Genomic DNA, 17,873 nt, shown 5'->3' on the forward strand with positions numbered 1-17,873 from the left:
GGATTCTAGACAATTCTATGTTTATAGTTTATTCACTTTGATAATAAACAATATGAAATGGGGTGCATTGTAAGTTGGAAAGAAGTTGTTTATATTCAATTGAACCAATTGGAATTGGAACAATTAATGTAGAGTCTCTTAGCAGTTATATCTCTAGATTAGCAGACGCCCACTGTGTGACAGTTGGTGATATTATGACTCATTTGATTACATCTAAAATAGACAAAAAATACATTAATAATTTGGTGTTTAAAGGTGGAAATGGTTTTTATAAATCATCATCTGCTATTAACGGTCATGGGAACATTGCAGATAATTTTATTGAAGTAATCGCATTCTTAACAAAGAGAAGGGATATTGGGAAAACTACGTTTGTTAATTGCAGGGAAATAGTTCCGTTTAGAGGGTTACTAAAAAGTAGTAGGCATTGGTGTCCATCCTGTTTCCAAGCTGATTTAGAAAGTAAACAGATTGTTTATGAAAGGCTAAGTTGGAATCTTCAACCGTTTCTTAAATGCATTATTCACGACAGGACACTAGAAAGTGTTTGTCCATTCTGTAAGTCAAGTATGTATACATTAGAAAGAAAGAGTGTAACCGGTTATTGTTCAAAATGTTTTTATTGGTTAGGAAACTTTGAGGAAAGCCAAAATATTACTATTAATGATGGCGAGACCAATGATGATTCAATGAGAACTTTTTTCACGGCATTTATCAACTTGTCATTTGAAAATTATTGTGTTTCACGTTCAATATCCTTTTATTTAGAAAGAAATTTTGAAGGTTCATTAACAAAGGCTGCTGGATTCTTCGGATATCCCAAGTCAACTTTATGGGGATGGAAGGAAGGTACTAATCTGCCCCCATTAAATGCATTGATAAAAATTACTATGAAATTACAGATTAGTCTAGCTGAGTTCTTTAATATGGAGAAATCTAAAATAACTTTAAAAAATGATTGTTTTGATAGAATAGTTTCCTCTGGAAGAGTTAAAAAGGATCATAAAAAGATTCAAGACTTTCTCAAATTGATAATCGCGGAAAAGAGGCCCTATTCATTAAGTGAGATAGCGAATCTGATGGAGTGTGACAGAAAGCTATTAACCCAGATTTATCCAAACGAATGTCAACAAATAAAAATAAATTATTTGGACGACTTAGAAATGAAAAAACAATTTAAAAATAATGCTATGAAAAAAAGTATTGATAATGCAGTTTATACTTTAATGAAACGGGGTACTTATCCAAGTAGTGGGAAAGTAGAGGAAATAATCGGTAATGGAAAATTACATGAAAAAAAGTATCAAGATTATTGGAAAGATAAGAAATCATCGCTGACAAAATAAAAATCAATTTGAAAGAAGAAGGGAGGAATAATTTTGAAAAAGGATTTAAGGAAACTGTTTCTTAATTTGAATATCGAGGAAGATGTAATAAAAAAAATAGAGTGTATAAGAAAATCACAACCATCACGAAAAGTAAGATCAAGTGGAAAAAATGTTTCTGGCTTTTATCCAAGTAAAAAAATGGGGGTAACTATTCAGTTTGAAAGTAGGACGCTTGAGTTAGCAGCTATCTATGAAAAGGAATTCAATTCAAATGTAGTTGAGTATTACGACCAACCAGAAACTTTTCCAATTCGATACCAAAATAAAGGACGTAATACTGGACACTATTATACTCCAGATTTTTTCGTTATTGAAAAAGAATGGATAGGTTATGAAGAATGGAAGACAGAAAAAGAATTATCCAATTTGATTCTAAAGTATCCTGGTAGATATAGTGTAGATGATGCAGGTTCTTTCCGATGTCCACCAGCCGAAGAGTATGCAAAAGCATGTGGATTATCTTTTAGAATTCGTACTTCTAGCGAAATTGATTGGATACTTCAAAGGAATATTAGATTTTTAGAAGATTATCTAGTTGACGATCAAATTGATATTTCTTCAACAAAGAAAGAGCTTATTATTAATCTGATAGCAGAGAAACCAGGTATTAGTCTCGAAAGATTATTAAATATGAAACTTGATTTTGACGCTGATGATATTTACCATCTTCTTACACAAAATGAGATTTATGCTGATATCAAAGATAGTTTAATCACCGATTTTGATAAGTTCTCAATATTTCTAAATAAAGAGTCATCGAATGCATTTTACAATATGGCTAGCGCAAATGTAAAAGATGCATTAAAAGTATCAACTCTCAACATTTATCCGTTACAACCTCTCTTATGGTCTGCAGAACCCTGTACAATTTTAAGTATAAGTGAATCAAGTATTTCTATTATGAATGGCGAACGGGAAGTTAAAATCCCACATGCTCTTTTCGAAAAACTATATCAGGAAGGTGCAATAAAACCCCTCAATGATTCTAATAATGAATCAACCACTTCAGAAGAAGTTATAGACATTATACTTAGTGCTTCACCCAAAAGTTTAGAGGAGGCTAATCGTAAATACAATGTTTTGCAAAACCACTGGAATGGAATCTCTTTAGAAGAGTTAAAGGTTAGTCCAAGAACATTTAGGGATTGGGTAAAGAAATACAAAGATGCCCAAAGTCAATATGGAAATGGTTTTGTAGGTCTAATAAACAAAAGAAATAATCAAGGAAATAGAGAACGAAAGATATCTCCTGAGATTATAGAATTAATGGATGAATATATTAAAGAGAAATATGAAAATCCTCGCAGTTCTAATCTTAATTCAATCTATAAGCGATTTTATCAAGAGTGTATAGATAGAGGATGGACTCCCCCTAGTAACGTGACATTTTGGCAAGCATCTAAAAAGAGATCCATCCATGTTCAAACAGAAAAAAGAAAAGGGCCGAAAGCTGCATATGACACAGAAAAGTTCTATTTTGAGATACAAACAACTACTCCAAGGCACGGAGATTTCCCATATCAGATTTGTCATTTAGACCATACTGAACTAGATATTGAATTAATTTGTTCAGATACACATGAAAACTTAGGTAGACCTTGGCTCAGCCTATTAATTGATGCCTATTCCAGAAGAGTACTAGCTTTCCATTTAACATTCGATCCACCTAGTTACCGATCTTGTATGATGGTTTTAAGAGAATGCGTTAAGAAAAATTCAAGATTACCAAAAATGTTAGTAGTAGATGGTGGTAAGGAATTTCATAGTGTTTATTTTGATACACTGTTAGCCAAATATAATGTCACTAAAGCACAGCGGCCGGGAGCAAAGCCTAAATTCGGTTCTGTCTGTGAAAGAATGTTTGGTACTACTAACACTGAATTTATTCATAATCTATTAGGGAATACACAAATAATGAAGAAAGTTAGAGAAGTAACTAAAAAATTCAACCCTAAACATAATGCCATTTGGACATTTGAATCATTAAACGAAATGATGGATGAATGGTGCTATCAAATATATGATCAGCAAATTCATTCAACATTAGGTACTTCTCCAAGGAATTTTTATGAAAATCGATTATATAAAACTGGTAAGCGAGAGCATACCTTTGTTAGATATGATGAATTATTTGAAATAATGACGTTGCCCTCTACTCCAAAACAAAAGGCTAAAATTCAACCTGGGCGAGGGGTTCGTATTAATAACATTTATTATTGGGGAGATATGCTTGATCACCCGGAACTGGAAGGACAGAATGTTTTTGTAAGGTATGATCCATTTGATATGTCTATTGCTTATGCCTATGTAAATAAATATTGGATTAAACTTCGGTCTGAAAATTTTATGCTTTTTGAAGACCGTACTGAAAAAGAGATACAAATGGCTACTATCGAAATTAGAAAACGTATGAAGAATGCTGGAAAAGCTATTGAAATTACAGGAAAGATAATTGCAAATTTCCTTGATTCAGCAGAGTCAAAAGAAGTTCTACAAATACAACATTTAAAAGATAAGGCAGCGAGATTATCGGCAAAAGTGACTGATGGGGAAGATAATCAAAATAATAATAATGCTCCTAAATCTAAAGGAAAGCATCTTTCTATTGTGAGTGAAGAAAATATAATTCCTTCTAAAAAACAGGAGGAAATGGATGCAAAAAAATTCGTCACCTATGAGGAGTTTTAGAAATGGATGAACAGCTATTTCCTAAAGAACTAATGCTTAAATCAGCTAATGAAAAAATAGTTTACTTTAAAAACCTCACTGTGGCTCATCCCAATTTGATGAAAGCTTATGAAGAATTTAAAAATAAGATTAGTGTTGCCGATAAAAATGAGATTTTACTTATTTTTGGACCCAGTGGCGTTGGAAAATCTACATTATTTAATAGGATATTTGAAGATTATACTAAAACATATTTGACAGAAATGCTTCTAGATAAAGGTTTAATATCTATTGTTGGTACAGAAGCAGCTGCACCTGATGATGGGCGTTTTGATTGGAAAGATTTCTATATTAGATCTTTGACAGCTCTTAATGAGCCATTAATAAATTATAAAGTTAATATTGAAGTTCATTCTAAAGGAATCGTGCCAACTGATAAAAGCAAAAATGCTTATAGAAGGGCAATGGAAAACGCATTAATATATAGAAAGCCACATGCATTTTTAATTGATGAAGCTCAACATATTTCTAGGATAGCACGAGGAAAAAGTCTTAGAAACCAGATGGATACAATAAAGTCTCTCGCCTCCATCAGTATGGTTCCGTTTGTTTTATTTGGAACCTATGAAATTCTTAAATTTAGAAATCTAAGTGGTCAACTAATTCGTCGAGGAATTGACATACATTTACCAAGGTACAAAGCCGATATAGCAGATGACAGGGAGGCTTTTCAAAATGTTTTGTGGACATTTCAAAAGCATCTTCCATTTAATGAAGAGCCGAATTTGATAGGTCACTGGGAGTATTTTTACTTGCATTCGGTAGGCTGCGTTGGCAACATGAAGTTGTGGTTTAATCGAACACTTGATTATTCTTTATCTAAGGATATGAACAAAAAGACTTTGACTATAAATGATTTCGAAAAATTTGAACTTAGTTTAGAAAAGGTAGAGAAAATGGCGGATGAGGCAACCGAAATGGAGAAGTACGTAGAAGATAGCGATAATGAGTATAAGCTTAGGGAGAGAATTAGCCTAAAGCTTGGAATGGGTGCCAATCAAAGTGAAGAAATAAGCACATCTCATAAATCTTCGAAGCAAAGAGGAAAGGTAGGTGAAAGAAAACCAAATCGAGATCGAATTGGACTCGATGAATACAAAGAGCCAAAATAAATACATCAAATTGAGGTGATTAAATGCTTACTTTATGGAATGATGAAAACATTAAAAGGCCTGAGAGAAGTATATGCTACCCATTAGAACCAATGTATAAAGATAGTATAGACGTTGAGAGTTTGACTAGTTATATCCAACGGATTTCTGAAGCTCATACCATAGCTGTTTCAAGCTTAGTTAAGCATTTAATATTTCCAACTATATATGCAGATGATACTCAGGAATATACCGCTAATAAACTTTATAAATCGTATTATAAATCGTATTCTATAAATGGATTTAATCAACAGGCTTCGTTTATTTTACATGCATTGAGGAAATTAACGGGTAGAAAAGACTTAGATGATTTAACATGGTTGAAGATAGCGCCATTGTTATCTCAAGGTGATATTAAAGTTTCAAGGCATTGGTGTCCCGCTTGTATATATGAACAAAAAAGTGAAAATATTGCCTATGAGAAGCTTGTATGGTCCTTAAATTCAGTTACACTATGTTTAATTCATAATTGTTATTTGGAATCAATTTGCCCGTTCTGTAAAAAGGAAAATAAACAGTTAGATTTGTATTCTGTAATTGGTTATTGTTCGAAATGTAAGAATTGGTTAGGTTCTAATCTTGTAATAAATAATAATACATGTGAAGAAACTACCGAGTGGCAGAAGTGGGTATACAAAAATGTAGAAGAACTTATGAAAAGTGAAATGAAAGAGTTTCTCAATCGTGATAATATTTTAAATGCAGTAAGTAATTTATTGACTAAAAATTTCAATCCGACTAATAATTCGATATACAATTTGGCGAATAATATAGGTTTTAATAGAGGAGTTATAGCCCAATGGAAAAAGAAATCTCAGAAGATTTCTTTTGAATCATTATTAATATTAAGCTTTTGCGTAAACGTTGCTATAGAAAAAATTCTATTTAAAGAAAATGAGTTTAGTATTAATATAAATCAAATTAAACCAATTAAAAAAGAATTTTTTAACAAAAAGAGCTTTATAAGACTTAGCATTGAAGAAAAAAGAATTGCACTGAATCAGTATATTAATAGTGAAGAGTATCCTCCACTTAAATTAAGTGATGTAACTAAACTAATTGGATATAAAAGTAATGAATCATTAAGAGCGTTTTTTCCAGATGAATGCCGATTAATAAGCGCCAGATATAAAGCGTATAAATCCAAAGAAAAATCTGAACAACTAAAAAAAATAAAACAGCAAATTAGTGAATGTGTTTCTACAGCTTTTGAAGAAGGGAAAGTGCTTAATAAGAGTTACATTCAGAGCAAGGTTAAAGTAGGGAAGCAATTTGCAAATCCTGAAATTCGGGATTACATAAAGGAAGTTCTAGAACTTAGTCGTAAAGACTTTTATTGAAAGTATTGCAAAATCGCTAATAATTCCAGAAATGTGAATTATTCAATTTGCTTCGAGACCGAATACATTAAATTTCGAGAGCTCTTGTCTTTTTATTGACATAATGGGAATTTTATTTCATTTGATGCCTACAATCGATTAAAATTGTAGGCATTTATTTTATAAAGATTGATTAAAATCATCTTCTCTCTAGAGAGTTCTTAGTGTAGCTTTGTAAAAAAGATTGATCGTTTATAATAAAGATTGATAATTTGTAATAAAGTTTGATAAAAACACCTCTTTAATTATTCTTTGGGATGATTTTTTTATTGGACATTTATGTTGAATTTGATTTTTATCTTGTGAAGAATTGTACTTAAACTAACGGTGCAGGTTTGTTCAATAAGAGACCATTAAAATAAATTATTAATAGGTGGTTAGGAAAAATGTTTGGGTTTAAAAAGAAAGGTAAAAAATTCGTTATATCAGGTGACAAGATTAAACGATTAATTGAATCTAATGAGGGATGTATTGCTACTGACAGAATAACAGTTGACGGATGTAAAGTTGGTTATATGTATAGAGAAGAACCATACCAAAATGGAAATCCAGATAGCGGTTGGAGATTTATGGCTGGCGACGAAAGTGATGAATATATGGACAATCCCGATAACCATTCGGTATATCAAGTTAACACGATTTGTAATTTCGACAGAGATATAATACCATTACTTGATTCAACACCAGGAACTGCATATATACGTGATGAAAACGGAAAACTGGTTTTTGATGAAGTGTTGGAAGTACCAGAAGATTAAACGTGTTGGATGTGCCGCCATTAATAGTACTATTCAACTAACGAGGTGCATTACTTGAAGATCATTGAGTTGCATAGGCAGCTCTTTTTTCTTATTGAACTAATGGAGCAGTTTAGTTTTATAAAGAAATCAAATTCATATGATTTTTATCCACGAAAATCCATTTTATGTGGTTCAATAAGTTGAGAATGAAAGCACGCTTTAATTCAGTTCTAACCATACAGTAGCGAGATATGCGAATAAAAAAGCAGTACCACCGCAATAAAAGCGCTGACACTGCCATTTTCAGTTTAAGAGTGTTTTGTAAATTAGAATGTACTTGCTACTTTAACAGCCTTTTCGAGCCCTGCAGCAATAATTTCTTCTGTTTTATCTGGGAATTGATTGTGACCTTCAATGACTACTTTCTCTATATCTTTTACACCGAAGAAGCCCATCATATTTACTACATACTTAACAGCCATTTCTAGTTCGGCTTTTGGTCCTTCAGAATATACACCGCCGCTAGCGTTTAATATTGCAATTTTTTTATCTTCAATAAGACCTACTGGTCCTTCTGGCGTATATTTAAATGTTTTGCCTGCGCGGTTTAAATAATCAATATATGTGTGTAGTACAGCTGGAATTGTTAAGTTCCATAATGGGAAACCAAACACGACTTTATCAGCAGCAAGGAATTGGTCTAAATATTTATCAGCAACTGCTACTGTTTTTGCTTCTTCTGCCGTAAGATCCAATCCTCTACTAGCCTTAAATGTACCGTTAATCATATCTACTCCTACATATGGCAATTCTTCATTGTATAGATCAAGTTCTACCACTGTATCATTTGGATGGGATTCTTTATAACTTGCTAAAAAAGCCTCATATAATTTCACACTCACCGATTGGTCTGCGGGGCGATTGTTTGCTTTTACAAATAAAACTGTTGTCATTCCCTTTTTCTCCTGTCGTTCATTCTTATGATGTGATTTATTGAATTTTTATTATTTTTTTACAAATTCTTTTTAAAGCTACAATCCATATCTCCACCTAGAGATGCAGCTGTATGACCAGTTTCTCTGAAGTCATGTGTATGAATCTTCTCAAACGGACCGAAGTCAACTTGCTTATAAAATTCATAGCATGGGAATCCGTCATGTTCCCCTTGAATATCGAAAGTACCATCATTTTTGGCATGTATCAGTAATAGATAATCAGCTGGCGGCGCAAATTCATTTAATGGATTACTAGCACTAGCACTCATTTGAAATTTGACGTCATCTTCTCCCCAGATAACATCCGTGCACAAAATTCGTTCCGTACTAGCTTTTCCTGTTCTTTTATGAACGGAACCATCAGGTGTTGTGATTTTTTCTGTTGTTATGCCAGTATTCGCGTATGTGAAGATCTCTTTTTTATAAAAATCAACTACTACTTCTTGTTCAATTCTAGAACGCATAGCGTTGACAGCATATGGTGTAAATTCACGTGAGTCACCTTCGAATTGAATCAGGTTTCCTGTTTGAGTATCTTTCTTATCAATCCAAGACATTGGAATAAATACACTTGCTCTAACTTTAACGATATTAGTCATTAGAACCTCCATAATATATTAAATTTGTTTCGGTGAGTCACACTTCTTTTACAATTGGATTATAGTCAATTTGATTGACTACTTTACGTATAGTACAATAGATTTACCATATAGTCAACTTAGTTGACTATATACAACGGAGGTATATATGAATATTAAAGTAGATAATGAGTTGGATCTTATATCACTTTTGTCTTTATCTTTAAGTACATCAATTAATGAACTACATGACAGATTGAGTGAATTGGGATTTGAGGATATTAGACCTGCACATGGTTATATGTTTAAATGTATCACCCCTAATGGAGCAACAGGAATAGAACTAGCCGAATATTTAGGAATTACAAAGCAAGCTGTGAGTAATATGGTGGATTATCTTGAGAAAAGTGGTTATGTAATGCGCAAAGCGCATCCCATTGATAAGAGAGGGAAAATCATTGTTTTGACCGAACGTGGATGGTTAGTAGTAAAAGCAAAAGAGAAGATACTAAATGAGATTGAGGAACGATGGATAGAATACATCGGCACGGAACGAATTCAAATGCTAAAAGAAGATTTATCAAAATTTGTTTATAAAGAAAATGAATGTAAATCATCATTGAGATTAAGACCTGTCTGGTAAAAATAAAGTTTATAAGGTGGGGGGTTAAACGAGTTTAAATTCGTACTAACCTGTGCAGCATTCTTGTAATTATATAAATTAGCAGCAATGTTTGTGAAGAATTAAACTTCAAATAACGGGTGCGTTACTTGGTGCGACACATTCCTGGCTCAAATGAGATGTGGATAACACAATCTTGGTAAAGGTCAGGCAATTTACGATTTAAATTGAAGGATATTATCAAGGAGCCGAATGATGAGGTAACGCTCAGAAAGGCTCCTCCTGCGTCGAATAGCACGCTATTTAGTAAGGGAAAGCGTGTTATAAGCTCGGCTAATAGGCGTGAGAATTTACCGTAACAGTTCGGCTGACGAAAGCCTACCCGATGGGGTGGTGTAAATCATGGTGCTTGGGTTGAACAAATATGGTGAGAATGCAATGAAATACAATAAGATACTGTATTACTGACGAACTTCTGAATGTACGGGTCTAGACGCACGTTATATAGAAATGTATTTACTACTAAATGTAGGGTTAGCTATGGGTGAGTAAGAATCAAGAATATAAAAATCCATCTTGTGTTACAGGCACATGCGATGCTAACAGGCTCATAGGGAGCACCTAAGTTTGTTCCATAATAGATAATGTTCAACGTGGTAAGCTGATAACGTGGAGAGCTTACTCTTGATGAAGCGTTGAGAAGGAAAATAATCGTGAGATTAGCGAGTGTATAACTGCTCTTTATATCAGTGAAAGTGGTGGTATAGTACCGTTGAAGCGTGTAATGAACGTGGAGGGATAGCCACTAGACTAATGAAGAATCACTTAATCATGCGTGGCAAATCTTTATCGGTTAATAAGGTTCTCGTGAGACTAAAAGAGGTTCACCTCCCAAGGGAGGCACCGACTTATTGAAACGGAAGAATTGAGACATAGAAGGTATTCTGATATCAGAAGTGTTGATGATTAATTGAATTGGATTAGTTGGAACGCCGTATGCGGTGAAAGTCGCACGTACGGTGTGAACAGGGGGAAAAGCTGGCGATAACTTCAAAGGTTTACCTATCTGTATAAGATCATTGAGCTGTTTTAGACAGCTCTTTTTTCTTATTGTACTCCCATGAAAGAACTTAATCATCTTTCATTTTCTGTGGTGAAGTGCTGATTTTTGCATTTCATGGATGGCTAACGGGGCAGATTAGTTGTGCGAAATGTTCCTAGCTCAAATGGAGAATGGTCACATTACTCTGGTAAAGCTAGGCAGTTCCTTTCGGAATTGAAGGGTTATATCGAAGAATCAAATGAAGAGGTAACGCTCGGAAGGGTTCTCTCTTAGTCGAATAGCACTTGATTTAGTAAGAATGAAAGTGTTATAAGCTCGGCGAAAAGGCGTGAGAATTTACCGTAACAGTTCGGCTGACGAAAGCCTACCCGCGGGGGTGGTGTAAATCATGGTGCTTGAGTTGAATGAATATGGTGAGAATGCGAATGAACCTAAAAGAAAAGGTTAAGCTGACAAACTTCTGAATGTACGGGCCTATAACTGCGATACATAGAAATGTGTATGTCACCAAATTGTGAGGTTAGATGTGGGTGAGTAAGACTAGCTAATATGAAAATCCATGATACGTTACAGGCGTATGAATGCTAACAGGCTTACAGGAAGCACCTAATTTCATTCTATAATAGATATAATTCAACATTGTAAGCTGATAACGTGGAGGGCTTACTCTCTTTGAAGCGTTGCGAAGGAAAATAATCGTAAGATTAGCGGTTATATAACTTTACTTTATATCAGTGAAAGTGGTGGCACAGTACCGTTGAAGCGTGTAATGAACGTGGAGGGATAGCCACTAGACTAATGAAGAATTATTTAATCATGCTTGGCAAATCTTTATCGGTTAATAAGGTTCTCGTGAGACTAAAAGAGGTTCACCTTCCAAGGGAGGCACCGACTTATTGAAACGGAAGAATTGAGACATAGAAGGTATTTTGATATCAGAAGTGTTGATGATTAATTGAATTGGATTAGTTGGAACGCTGTATGCGGTGAAAGTCGCACGTACGGTGTGAACAGGGGGAAAAGCTGGCGATAATTTCAAAGGCTTACCTATCTGTATGAAGAGCGTTGTTTAACTTTTGTTCAACAATCGGGCCAGATTGTTGGTGCGACACGTTCCTAGCTTAAATGAGATGTGGCTAACACAATCTCGGTAAAGGCTGGGCAATTTATATTTAATTGAAGGATATTAACAAGGAGTCGAATGATGAAGTAACGCTCTGAAAGGCTCCCCCTGCGTCGAATAGCACGCTATTTAGTAAGGAAAAGTGTGTTATAAGCTCGGCTAATAGGCGCAAGAATTTACCGTAACAGTTTTGCTGACGAAATCCTACCCGATGGGGTGGTGTAAATCATGGTGCTTGGGTTGAACGAATAAGGTGAGAATGCAACATAATAGGTCAATAAACTAAATTGCTGACGAACCTCTGAATGTACGGGTCTAGAATGGCAATACATAGAAATGTGTATATCACTAAATGTGAAGTTAGCTATGGATGAGTAAGAATCAACAATATAAAAGTCCATCTTGTGTTACAGGCACATGCAATGCTAACAGGCTTATAGGAGGCACCTAAGTTTGTTCCATAATAGTTAATATTCAACGTGGTAAGCTGATAACGTGGAGAGCTTACTCTCGATGAGACGTTGGAAAGGAAAATAATCGTGAGATTAGCGATAATATAACTTTCCTTTATATCAGTGAAAGTGGTGGCACAGTACCGTTGAAGCGTGTAATGAACGTGGAGGGATCGCCACTAGATTAATACAAGGTTTATTTACCATGAAAGGCAGTTCTTCAACGATTAATAAGGTTCTCGTGAGACTAATAGAGGTTCAGCTCCAAAAGGAGCCACCGACTTGTTAAAACGAAAGAAACTGAGACATAACGAGTACTATGACATGCAAAAACAATTTGATATGTTATATGCTCGCAGTGTTGATGGTCAAAATTTTTATGATTTAGTAGATATAATGCAATTACGTGAAAACATTCAATTAGCGTACCGTAATATCAAGAAAAATACGGGTAGTAAAACGACTGGGTTTGATGGCCAAACAATTGAAGATATCAAGCGATTACCAGTAGAAGAAGTTGTATCTACGATACAAAAGATGTTTAAATATTATCGCCCACAAGCAGTACGACGTGTTTTTATTCCAAAGGCAAGTGGAAAAACACGACCGCTAGGTATTCCTACAATTTGGGATAGGTTATTTCAACAGTGTATTTTACAAGTATTAGAACCAATTTGTGAAGCAAAATTCTATAAGCATAGCTATGGATTCAGAACCAATCGTAGTACACATCATGCTAAAGCACGTTTTGAAACTTTGATAAATCGAGCGTGTTTGTACCATTGTGTAGATGTTGATATAAAAGGGTTCTTTGATAATGTTAATCATGCGAAACTGTTAAAACAAATGTGGACATTGGGGATTCGTGATAAAGCACTACTTTCTATAATTTCACGACTTTTAAAAGCAGAAATAATAGGCGAAGGTTTTCCGATAAAAGGAACCCCACAGGGAGGAATACTTTCACCACTTCTATCGAACATTGTATTGAATGAACTTGATTGGTGGGTTAGTAATCAATGGGAAAACTTTGAATCAAAGAAAGCTTATAAAAACAAAGCGAATATGAATCAGGCATTAAAGAAATCGAACTTAAAGCATTGTTATATTGTGAGGTATGCCGATGATTTTAAAATTCTCTGTCGAACACGTTCACAAGCAATACGTATGTTTTATGCAGTTGAAGATTTCCTCACAACACGTTTGCATCTAGAAATTAGCGATGAAAAATCGCAAGTCGTGAATCTTAAGAAAAATTCTTCCGAATTTCTAGGTTTTCGTATTAAAGCTCATTCTAAGAAAACTGCGAAGCGTACCCTATATGTTGCGCATTCACATATGACAAAAAAGGCTCTAAACAATGCACAAATAAAATTGAAAAAAGCGGTAAAAACAATACAAAAACATCAATGTATTGAAAATGTCTGGCGATTTAATACGGTTGTTACGGGGATTCAAAACTATTACGCCGCAGCGTCACACATAACAGATGATTTAATTGAGCTGAACTACCGTATTCATAGAACGCTACACAATCGTTTAAAAGGCATTAGAAAAGAAGCGACGCTTCAAGACCTCACGAAATCTTTACGAAAAAGGTATAACGGATACAAATGCAAAATTTATAAAATTAAAGATATGGCACTTGCTCCAATTCATGCCCAACGTTGCCGAATAAATCTAAACTTCTCGCAAAGTATCTGTAACTATACTACCGAAGGTAGAAATAAAATTCATCAGAGTTTAAAAGCAATTAACAAGCATACGCTTATAAATGTGATGCAACAGTTTATTCCTCAACGATCCATTGAGTATAACGATAATCGGATTAGTCGATTTATTGCGCAATATGGTAAATGTGCTGTAACTGGGGTTGAACTTAGCTTTGATGACTGGCACTGTCACCACAGGACTCCATATTATTTATCGCAAGATGATTCTTATAGCAACTTAATCATTTTACATAAATCAGTTCATAGACTAATCCACCTTAAAGACCTCGAGAAAATTGAAGTACTCATAAAAGTACTTCAACTAGATAAAAAGCAACTAATGAAAGTAAATGAATTGCGTGAGCAATGTCTGAACGAAGCAATCTAATTCCACATTACATCTTGTCCTTACATAGAAATCGAATGAATTGAATTAATTGGAACGCCGTATGCTGGGAAACTCGCACGTACGGTGTGAAGTGGGGGAAAAGCTGGAGATAACTTCAAAGGCTTACCTATCACTATAATAACTTGTAAAGGTATTAAGGATTCTGAAGGATTGTCCTTAAACTAAACAATAGAAAGAGACTTAAAGGGGTATTCTAGATGAATTATAACTACTTTATTGTAACTTTCCATTGAAGACTTCGGGCTCCTCGTATTTAAGCAGTCGGTAAAAATGTTGAAATTTTTGCTGAATTATGAGGGGAAAATTACCTTAGCGCGAAATGGTCATTTTATTGGGTGTGTATTTCATCCGGAATTAACCGGTGATTCAAGGATTCTAGAATATTTTGTATCCTATGGTATAGCTTGCAAAATCTATTTTCATATAGTACAGTATTGTTAAAATTTAAATAACTGAACACGATGATGGGAAGTAGTAGCAATCACGTTTTTTTTAGAGAGTCAGCGGGTGGTGGAAGCTGATAAAAGCACTTGTGAATCCGTCCTGGAGTTGCGCAGTCGAAGTGAGTAAAGTAGGCTGTCGCCGGTTGAAATGCCGTTATGAGATAAGTGGATTAGGCGAATGTCTAATCAATTAGGGTGGCAACGCGGGTAGCTCTCGTCCCTTTCATGGGATGAGGGCTTTTTTGTGTTCATTTATAAAACCTACTGCCATCATTATCAATCTACTGGAGGTATGAACTATGTTAGATATTAAACGCGTCCGCGACAATTTCGCGGAAATTAAAGAAATGTTGTTAACACGCAATGAAGATTTAGGAAATTTAGACGACTTTGATGGCTTAGACGCGAAACGTCGTGAGTTAATCGCTAAAACAGAAGAACTTAAAGCTGAACGTAATAAAGTATCTGAGCAAATTTCTGTGATGAAGCGTAACAAAGAAAATGCAGATGCAGTAATTGCACGTATGCGTCAGGTAGGCGACGAAATTAAAGAGCTAGACATACAGTTAAATGATGTAGAAGATCGCTTCAAAGATATGATGATGCGCTTACCAAATGTTCCGCACGAATCTGTGCCTGTAGGGACAACAGAAGATGACAATGTTGAAGTATTAAAATGGGGTGAAGTACCAACTTTTGATTTTGAAATCAAGGCACACTGGGACATTGCTACAGATCTTCAAATTGTAGACTTTGAACGCGGCGCAAAAGTAACGGGTAGCCGATTCTTATTCTATCGTGGACTTGGCGCTCGCTTGGAACGTGCATTAATGAGCTTTATGATGGATTTACATGCAGAAGAGCATGGTTATGAAGAAATGCTACCACCTGTCATTGTTAATCGTGATAGCTTGACGGGTACTGGAAATCTTCCTAAATTTGAAGAAGATGTATTTAAATTAGAGGAAACAGATTATTTCATGATTCCAACAGCAGAGGTATCTGTAACAAACTTCTATCGTGATGAAATTTTACTGGCCGAGTCTTTACCACAAAGCTTTGCTTCCTATAGTGCGTGCTTCCGTTCAGAGGCAGGCTCTGCAGGTCGTGATACACGTGGTTTAATCCGTCAGCACCAATTCAACAAAGTGGAATTAGTACGCTTTGTAAAACCAGAGGAATCTTATGAACAGCTAGAGTTGTTAACAGGTCATGCTGAAAAAGTACTGCAATTACTAGGCTTACCGTATCGTAAACTAAAAATGTGTACTGCTGATTTAGGTTTTACTGCAGCGAAGAAATATGATTTAGAAGTTTGGATTCCTGCACAAAACATGTACCGTGAAATTTCTTCTTGCTCTAACTTTGAGGATTTCCAAGCACGACGAGCGAATATTCGCTTCCGTCGTGAGCCAAATGCAAAATCAGAATATGTTCATACATTAAACGGTTCAGGTCTTGCTATTGGACGTACAGTTGCTGCTATTTTAGAAAACTACCAACAAGCAGATGGAAGCGTAGTAATTCCAGAAGTTCTAAGACCATACATGGGTGGTAAAGAAATAATTGCACCAAAATAAATAACGGATAAAAGCTATTTTAGATATCCTTTAACAGTTAATTATATTGCTTTTTATCGATTTACAGATGCTTTTAATAGTATCGGGTGGTGTAAACGCCTTGGAATTAAAAAAATGCTTTATTATTTCTTAAAGGAAATTTAGCGAGACTAAAAAAGATGTTACTATAATCAAGAATGGGGGTTTATTAGAAAAAATTTAGAAATGACATTTTGCAGCTCTTTCGCATTTTCCACTATTCCGCAATCGGGCGCGATTCTGTAATAAGGATCAGCGCTCGTTTTCATTAAAGGGCCATTTAATTGAATAACACTTCTAAATTAAAAATAGGATTTTATGTTAATCTTGATGTGAGTTTGTGAAACAATGTACTTAAGCTAACAGGGCAGGTTAGCTCAAGAAGGTGTTCCTAGACCTATCATAAGAAAAAGGACTTCAAACGAAGAAGTCCTCACTTATTAAATAATAAAATTGTGCCATAAATTTATTTTTGAGAATGGTACATTCTTATGATAAATGCATGGCATCTTCAATTAGAGGATGGCATTTTTTTTGACACTAATTGAATAACTTTTTTGAGATTTATTAAAACAAGGCTGCTTAATATTAAAATCACCCCAATAAGCATAACTGGATGGACATCTTCTTCGTAGAAAAAGTGTCCGATAGCTAAAGCAATTAGTGGCGACACATACAACCATGTCGAAGGAAGAAAGGCATTTGTTTTTGCCACTAGATAATAATAAATAGTTTGGGCAATCATTGATCCTGCAATCGTCAGGTAAACAATCGATACAAACACAGGCATTGTTAGTACAGGTGTTGTTTCCCTAGTAAGTAGAGATAAAAGCAGCAAGAATAAACCTCCATAAATCATTTGCACAGCATTCAATGCTATTGGGCTTTCTTCCTTAAACAAGCGAATAATTTTTCCTGAATAAATGGAACCAGCTGCATAACCCATTTCCCCAATGAGGATAATCCCGCATCCTAATATCCATTGCATGCTCCAGTCAATTGTAAGGCCTGGCAAAAATAAAAAGAAGACACCGATAAATCCTATTATTACTCCATATATACTTGATTTGTTTATCTTTACTTGCAAAAAGACAGTTTGGAAGAGGATAATCAAAATGGTTCCTGAAGCCGAAAGCACTGCTGCAACACCAGAGGAAACAAATTGTTCTGCCCAATACAGGCTCGCAAAAGTAATGAAGGTTAAAGAAAATCCAGTGAGCATGAGCTCTTTCCGCAATAGTAGTTTCCACGATGTTCGCTTGCGTATAAGCAGATAAAGAAAAAGTACGGCACCTGCAACTAAAAAACGAATACCTGCGGAAAGGAAGGGGGGGAATCCTACGTCTACTCCAACCTTAATTGCCAAAAAAGTAGTTCCAAAAATAAAACACATAATACTATACAAAATTATTATCATTGTAATTCCTCCTGCGCTTAATTGTAAACTAGATAGCACAGACCAGATGATTTTATACAGACCAGATTTAAGCAAA

At 34.9% G+C, this 17,873-nt stretch carries 11 protein-coding genes and 1 other annotated feature; of the genes, 8 read left to right on the plus strand and 3 right to left on the minus strand.

All coding sequences use genetic code 11. The features are described from left to right. Positions 1–74 precede the first annotated feature (74 nt). From ACB089_RS04010 to ACB089_RS04030, 5 genes are all read left to right on the plus strand, one after another. Positions 75–1,346, plus strand: a complete 1,272-nt coding sequence (locus tag ACB089_RS04010; protein WP_374965393.1) for a TniQ family protein — start codon at positions 75–77, stop codon at positions 1,344–1,346. A 33-nt stretch (positions 1,347–1,379) separates the two neighbouring features. Next, positions 1,380–4,076 (plus strand): TnsA endonuclease N-terminal domain-containing protein, encoded by a 2,697-nt coding sequence (locus ACB089_RS04015; RefSeq protein ID WP_374965394.1) that lies wholly within the window; start codon positions 1,380–1,382, stop codon positions 4,074–4,076. A gap of 2 nt (positions 4,077–4,078) precedes the next feature. Further along, positions 4,079–5,227 carry an AAA family ATPase gene (locus tag ACB089_RS04020; RefSeq protein WP_374965395.1) on the plus strand — a complete coding sequence of 383 codons (1,149 nt, stop codon included), beginning with the start codon at positions 4,079–4,081 and terminating at the stop codon, positions 5,225–5,227. A 23-nt stretch (positions 5,228–5,250) separates the two neighbouring features. Continuing rightward, complete coding sequence (locus ACB089_RS04025) at positions 5,251–6,606, plus strand: TniQ family protein (protein WP_374965396.1); 1,356 nt, start codon at positions 5,251–5,253, stop codon at positions 6,604–6,606. 425 nt (positions 6,607–7,031) lie between these two features. Continuing rightward, entirely contained in the window at positions 7,032–7,403 is a 372-nt protein-coding gene (locus tag ACB089_RS04030) for a DUF2185 domain-containing protein (RefSeq protein WP_374965397.1), read from the plus strand. Positions 7,404–7,711: 308 nt separating this feature from the next. Here the strand turns inward: ACB089_RS04030 and ACB089_RS04035 are convergent, their stop codons facing one another. Both ACB089_RS04035 and ACB089_RS04040 read right to left on the minus strand, forming a co-directional pair. Then, positions 7,712–8,338: an FMN-dependent NADH-azoreductase gene (locus ACB089_RS04035; protein ID WP_374965398.1), complete on the minus strand. Its 627-nt coding sequence runs from the start codon at positions 8,336–8,338 to the stop codon at positions 7,712–7,714. A 59-nt stretch (positions 8,339–8,397) separates the two neighbouring features. Beyond that, entirely contained in the window at positions 8,398–8,979 is a 582-nt protein-coding gene (locus tag ACB089_RS04040; RefSeq protein ID WP_374965399.1) for a DUF3238 domain-containing protein, read from the minus strand. Positions 8,980–9,127: 148 nt separating this feature from the next. Between ACB089_RS04040 and ACB089_RS04045 the strand changes: the two genes are divergently transcribed. The 3 genes from ACB089_RS04045 to serS all read left to right on the plus strand — a co-directional run bounded on the left by ACB089_RS04045 (position 9,128) and on the right by serS (position 16,362). Then, positions 9,128–9,601 carry a MarR family winged helix-turn-helix transcriptional regulator gene (locus tag ACB089_RS04045; RefSeq protein ID WP_374965400.1) on the plus strand — a complete coding sequence of 158 codons (474 nt, stop codon included), beginning with the start codon at positions 9,128–9,130 and terminating at the stop codon, positions 9,599–9,601. A 2,941-nt stretch (positions 9,602–12,542) separates the two neighbouring features. Then, positions 12,543–14,318 (plus strand): group II intron reverse transcriptase/maturase, encoded by a 1,776-nt coding sequence (ltrA, locus tag ACB089_RS04050; RefSeq protein ID WP_374967580.1) that lies wholly within the window; start codon positions 12,543–12,545, stop codon positions 14,316–14,318. A gap of 473 nt (positions 14,319–14,791) precedes the next feature. Continuing rightward, positions 14,792–15,007, plus strand: a binding site (T-box leader). Positions 15,008–15,081: 74 nt separating this feature from the next. After that, positions 15,082–16,362 (plus strand): serine--tRNA ligase, encoded by a 1,281-nt coding sequence (gene serS, locus ACB089_RS04055; protein ID WP_374965401.1) that lies wholly within the window; start codon positions 15,082–15,084, stop codon positions 16,360–16,362. 529 nt (positions 16,363–16,891) lie between these two features. On the opposite strand, the gene ACB089_RS04060 is transcribed toward serS, so the two are convergent. Continuing rightward, positions 16,892–17,797: a DMT family transporter gene (locus ACB089_RS04060; protein WP_374965402.1), complete on the minus strand. Its 906-nt coding sequence runs from the start codon at positions 17,795–17,797 to the stop codon at positions 16,892–16,894. Between the last annotated feature and the right edge of the window lie 76 nt (positions 17,798–17,873).

Source organism: Lysinibacillus sp. RS10, from assembly GCF_041956855.1.
Classification (GTDB): Bacteria; Bacillota; Bacilli; order Bacillales_A; family Planococcaceae; genus Lysinibacillus; species Lysinibacillus xylanilyticus_A.

Coding starts and splice junctions, on each gene's coding strand:
- ACB089_RS04060 (WP_374965402.1), bottom strand. CDS start 17,797: ATGATAATAATTTTGTATAGTATTATGTGTTTTATTTTTGGAACTACT.
- ACB089_RS04020 (WP_374965395.1), top strand. CDS start 4,079: ATGGATGAACAGCTATTTCCTAAAGAACTAATGCTTAAATCAGCTAAT.
- ACB089_RS04040 (WP_374965399.1), bottom strand. CDS start 8,979: ATGACTAATATCGTTAAAGTTAGAGCAAGTGTATTTATTCCAATGTCT.
- serS (WP_374965401.1), top strand. CDS start 15,082: ATGTTAGATATTAAACGCGTCCGCGACAATTTCGCGGAAATTAAAGAA.
- ACB089_RS04030 (WP_374965397.1), top strand. CDS start 7,032: ATGTTTGGGTTTAAAAAGAAAGGTAAAAAATTCGTTATATCAGGTGAC.
- ltrA (WP_374967580.1), top strand. CDS start 12,543: ATGCAAAAACAATTTGATATGTTATATGCTCGCAGTGTTGATGGTCAA.
- ACB089_RS04025 (WP_374965396.1), top strand. CDS start 5,251: ATGCTTACTTTATGGAATGATGAAAACATTAAAAGGCCTGAGAGAAGT.
- ACB089_RS04045 (WP_374965400.1), top strand. CDS start 9,128: ATGAATATTAAAGTAGATAATGAGTTGGATCTTATATCACTTTTGTCT.
- ACB089_RS04035 (WP_374965398.1), bottom strand. CDS start 8,338: ATGACAACAGTTTTATTTGTAAAAGCAAACAATCGCCCCGCAGACCAA.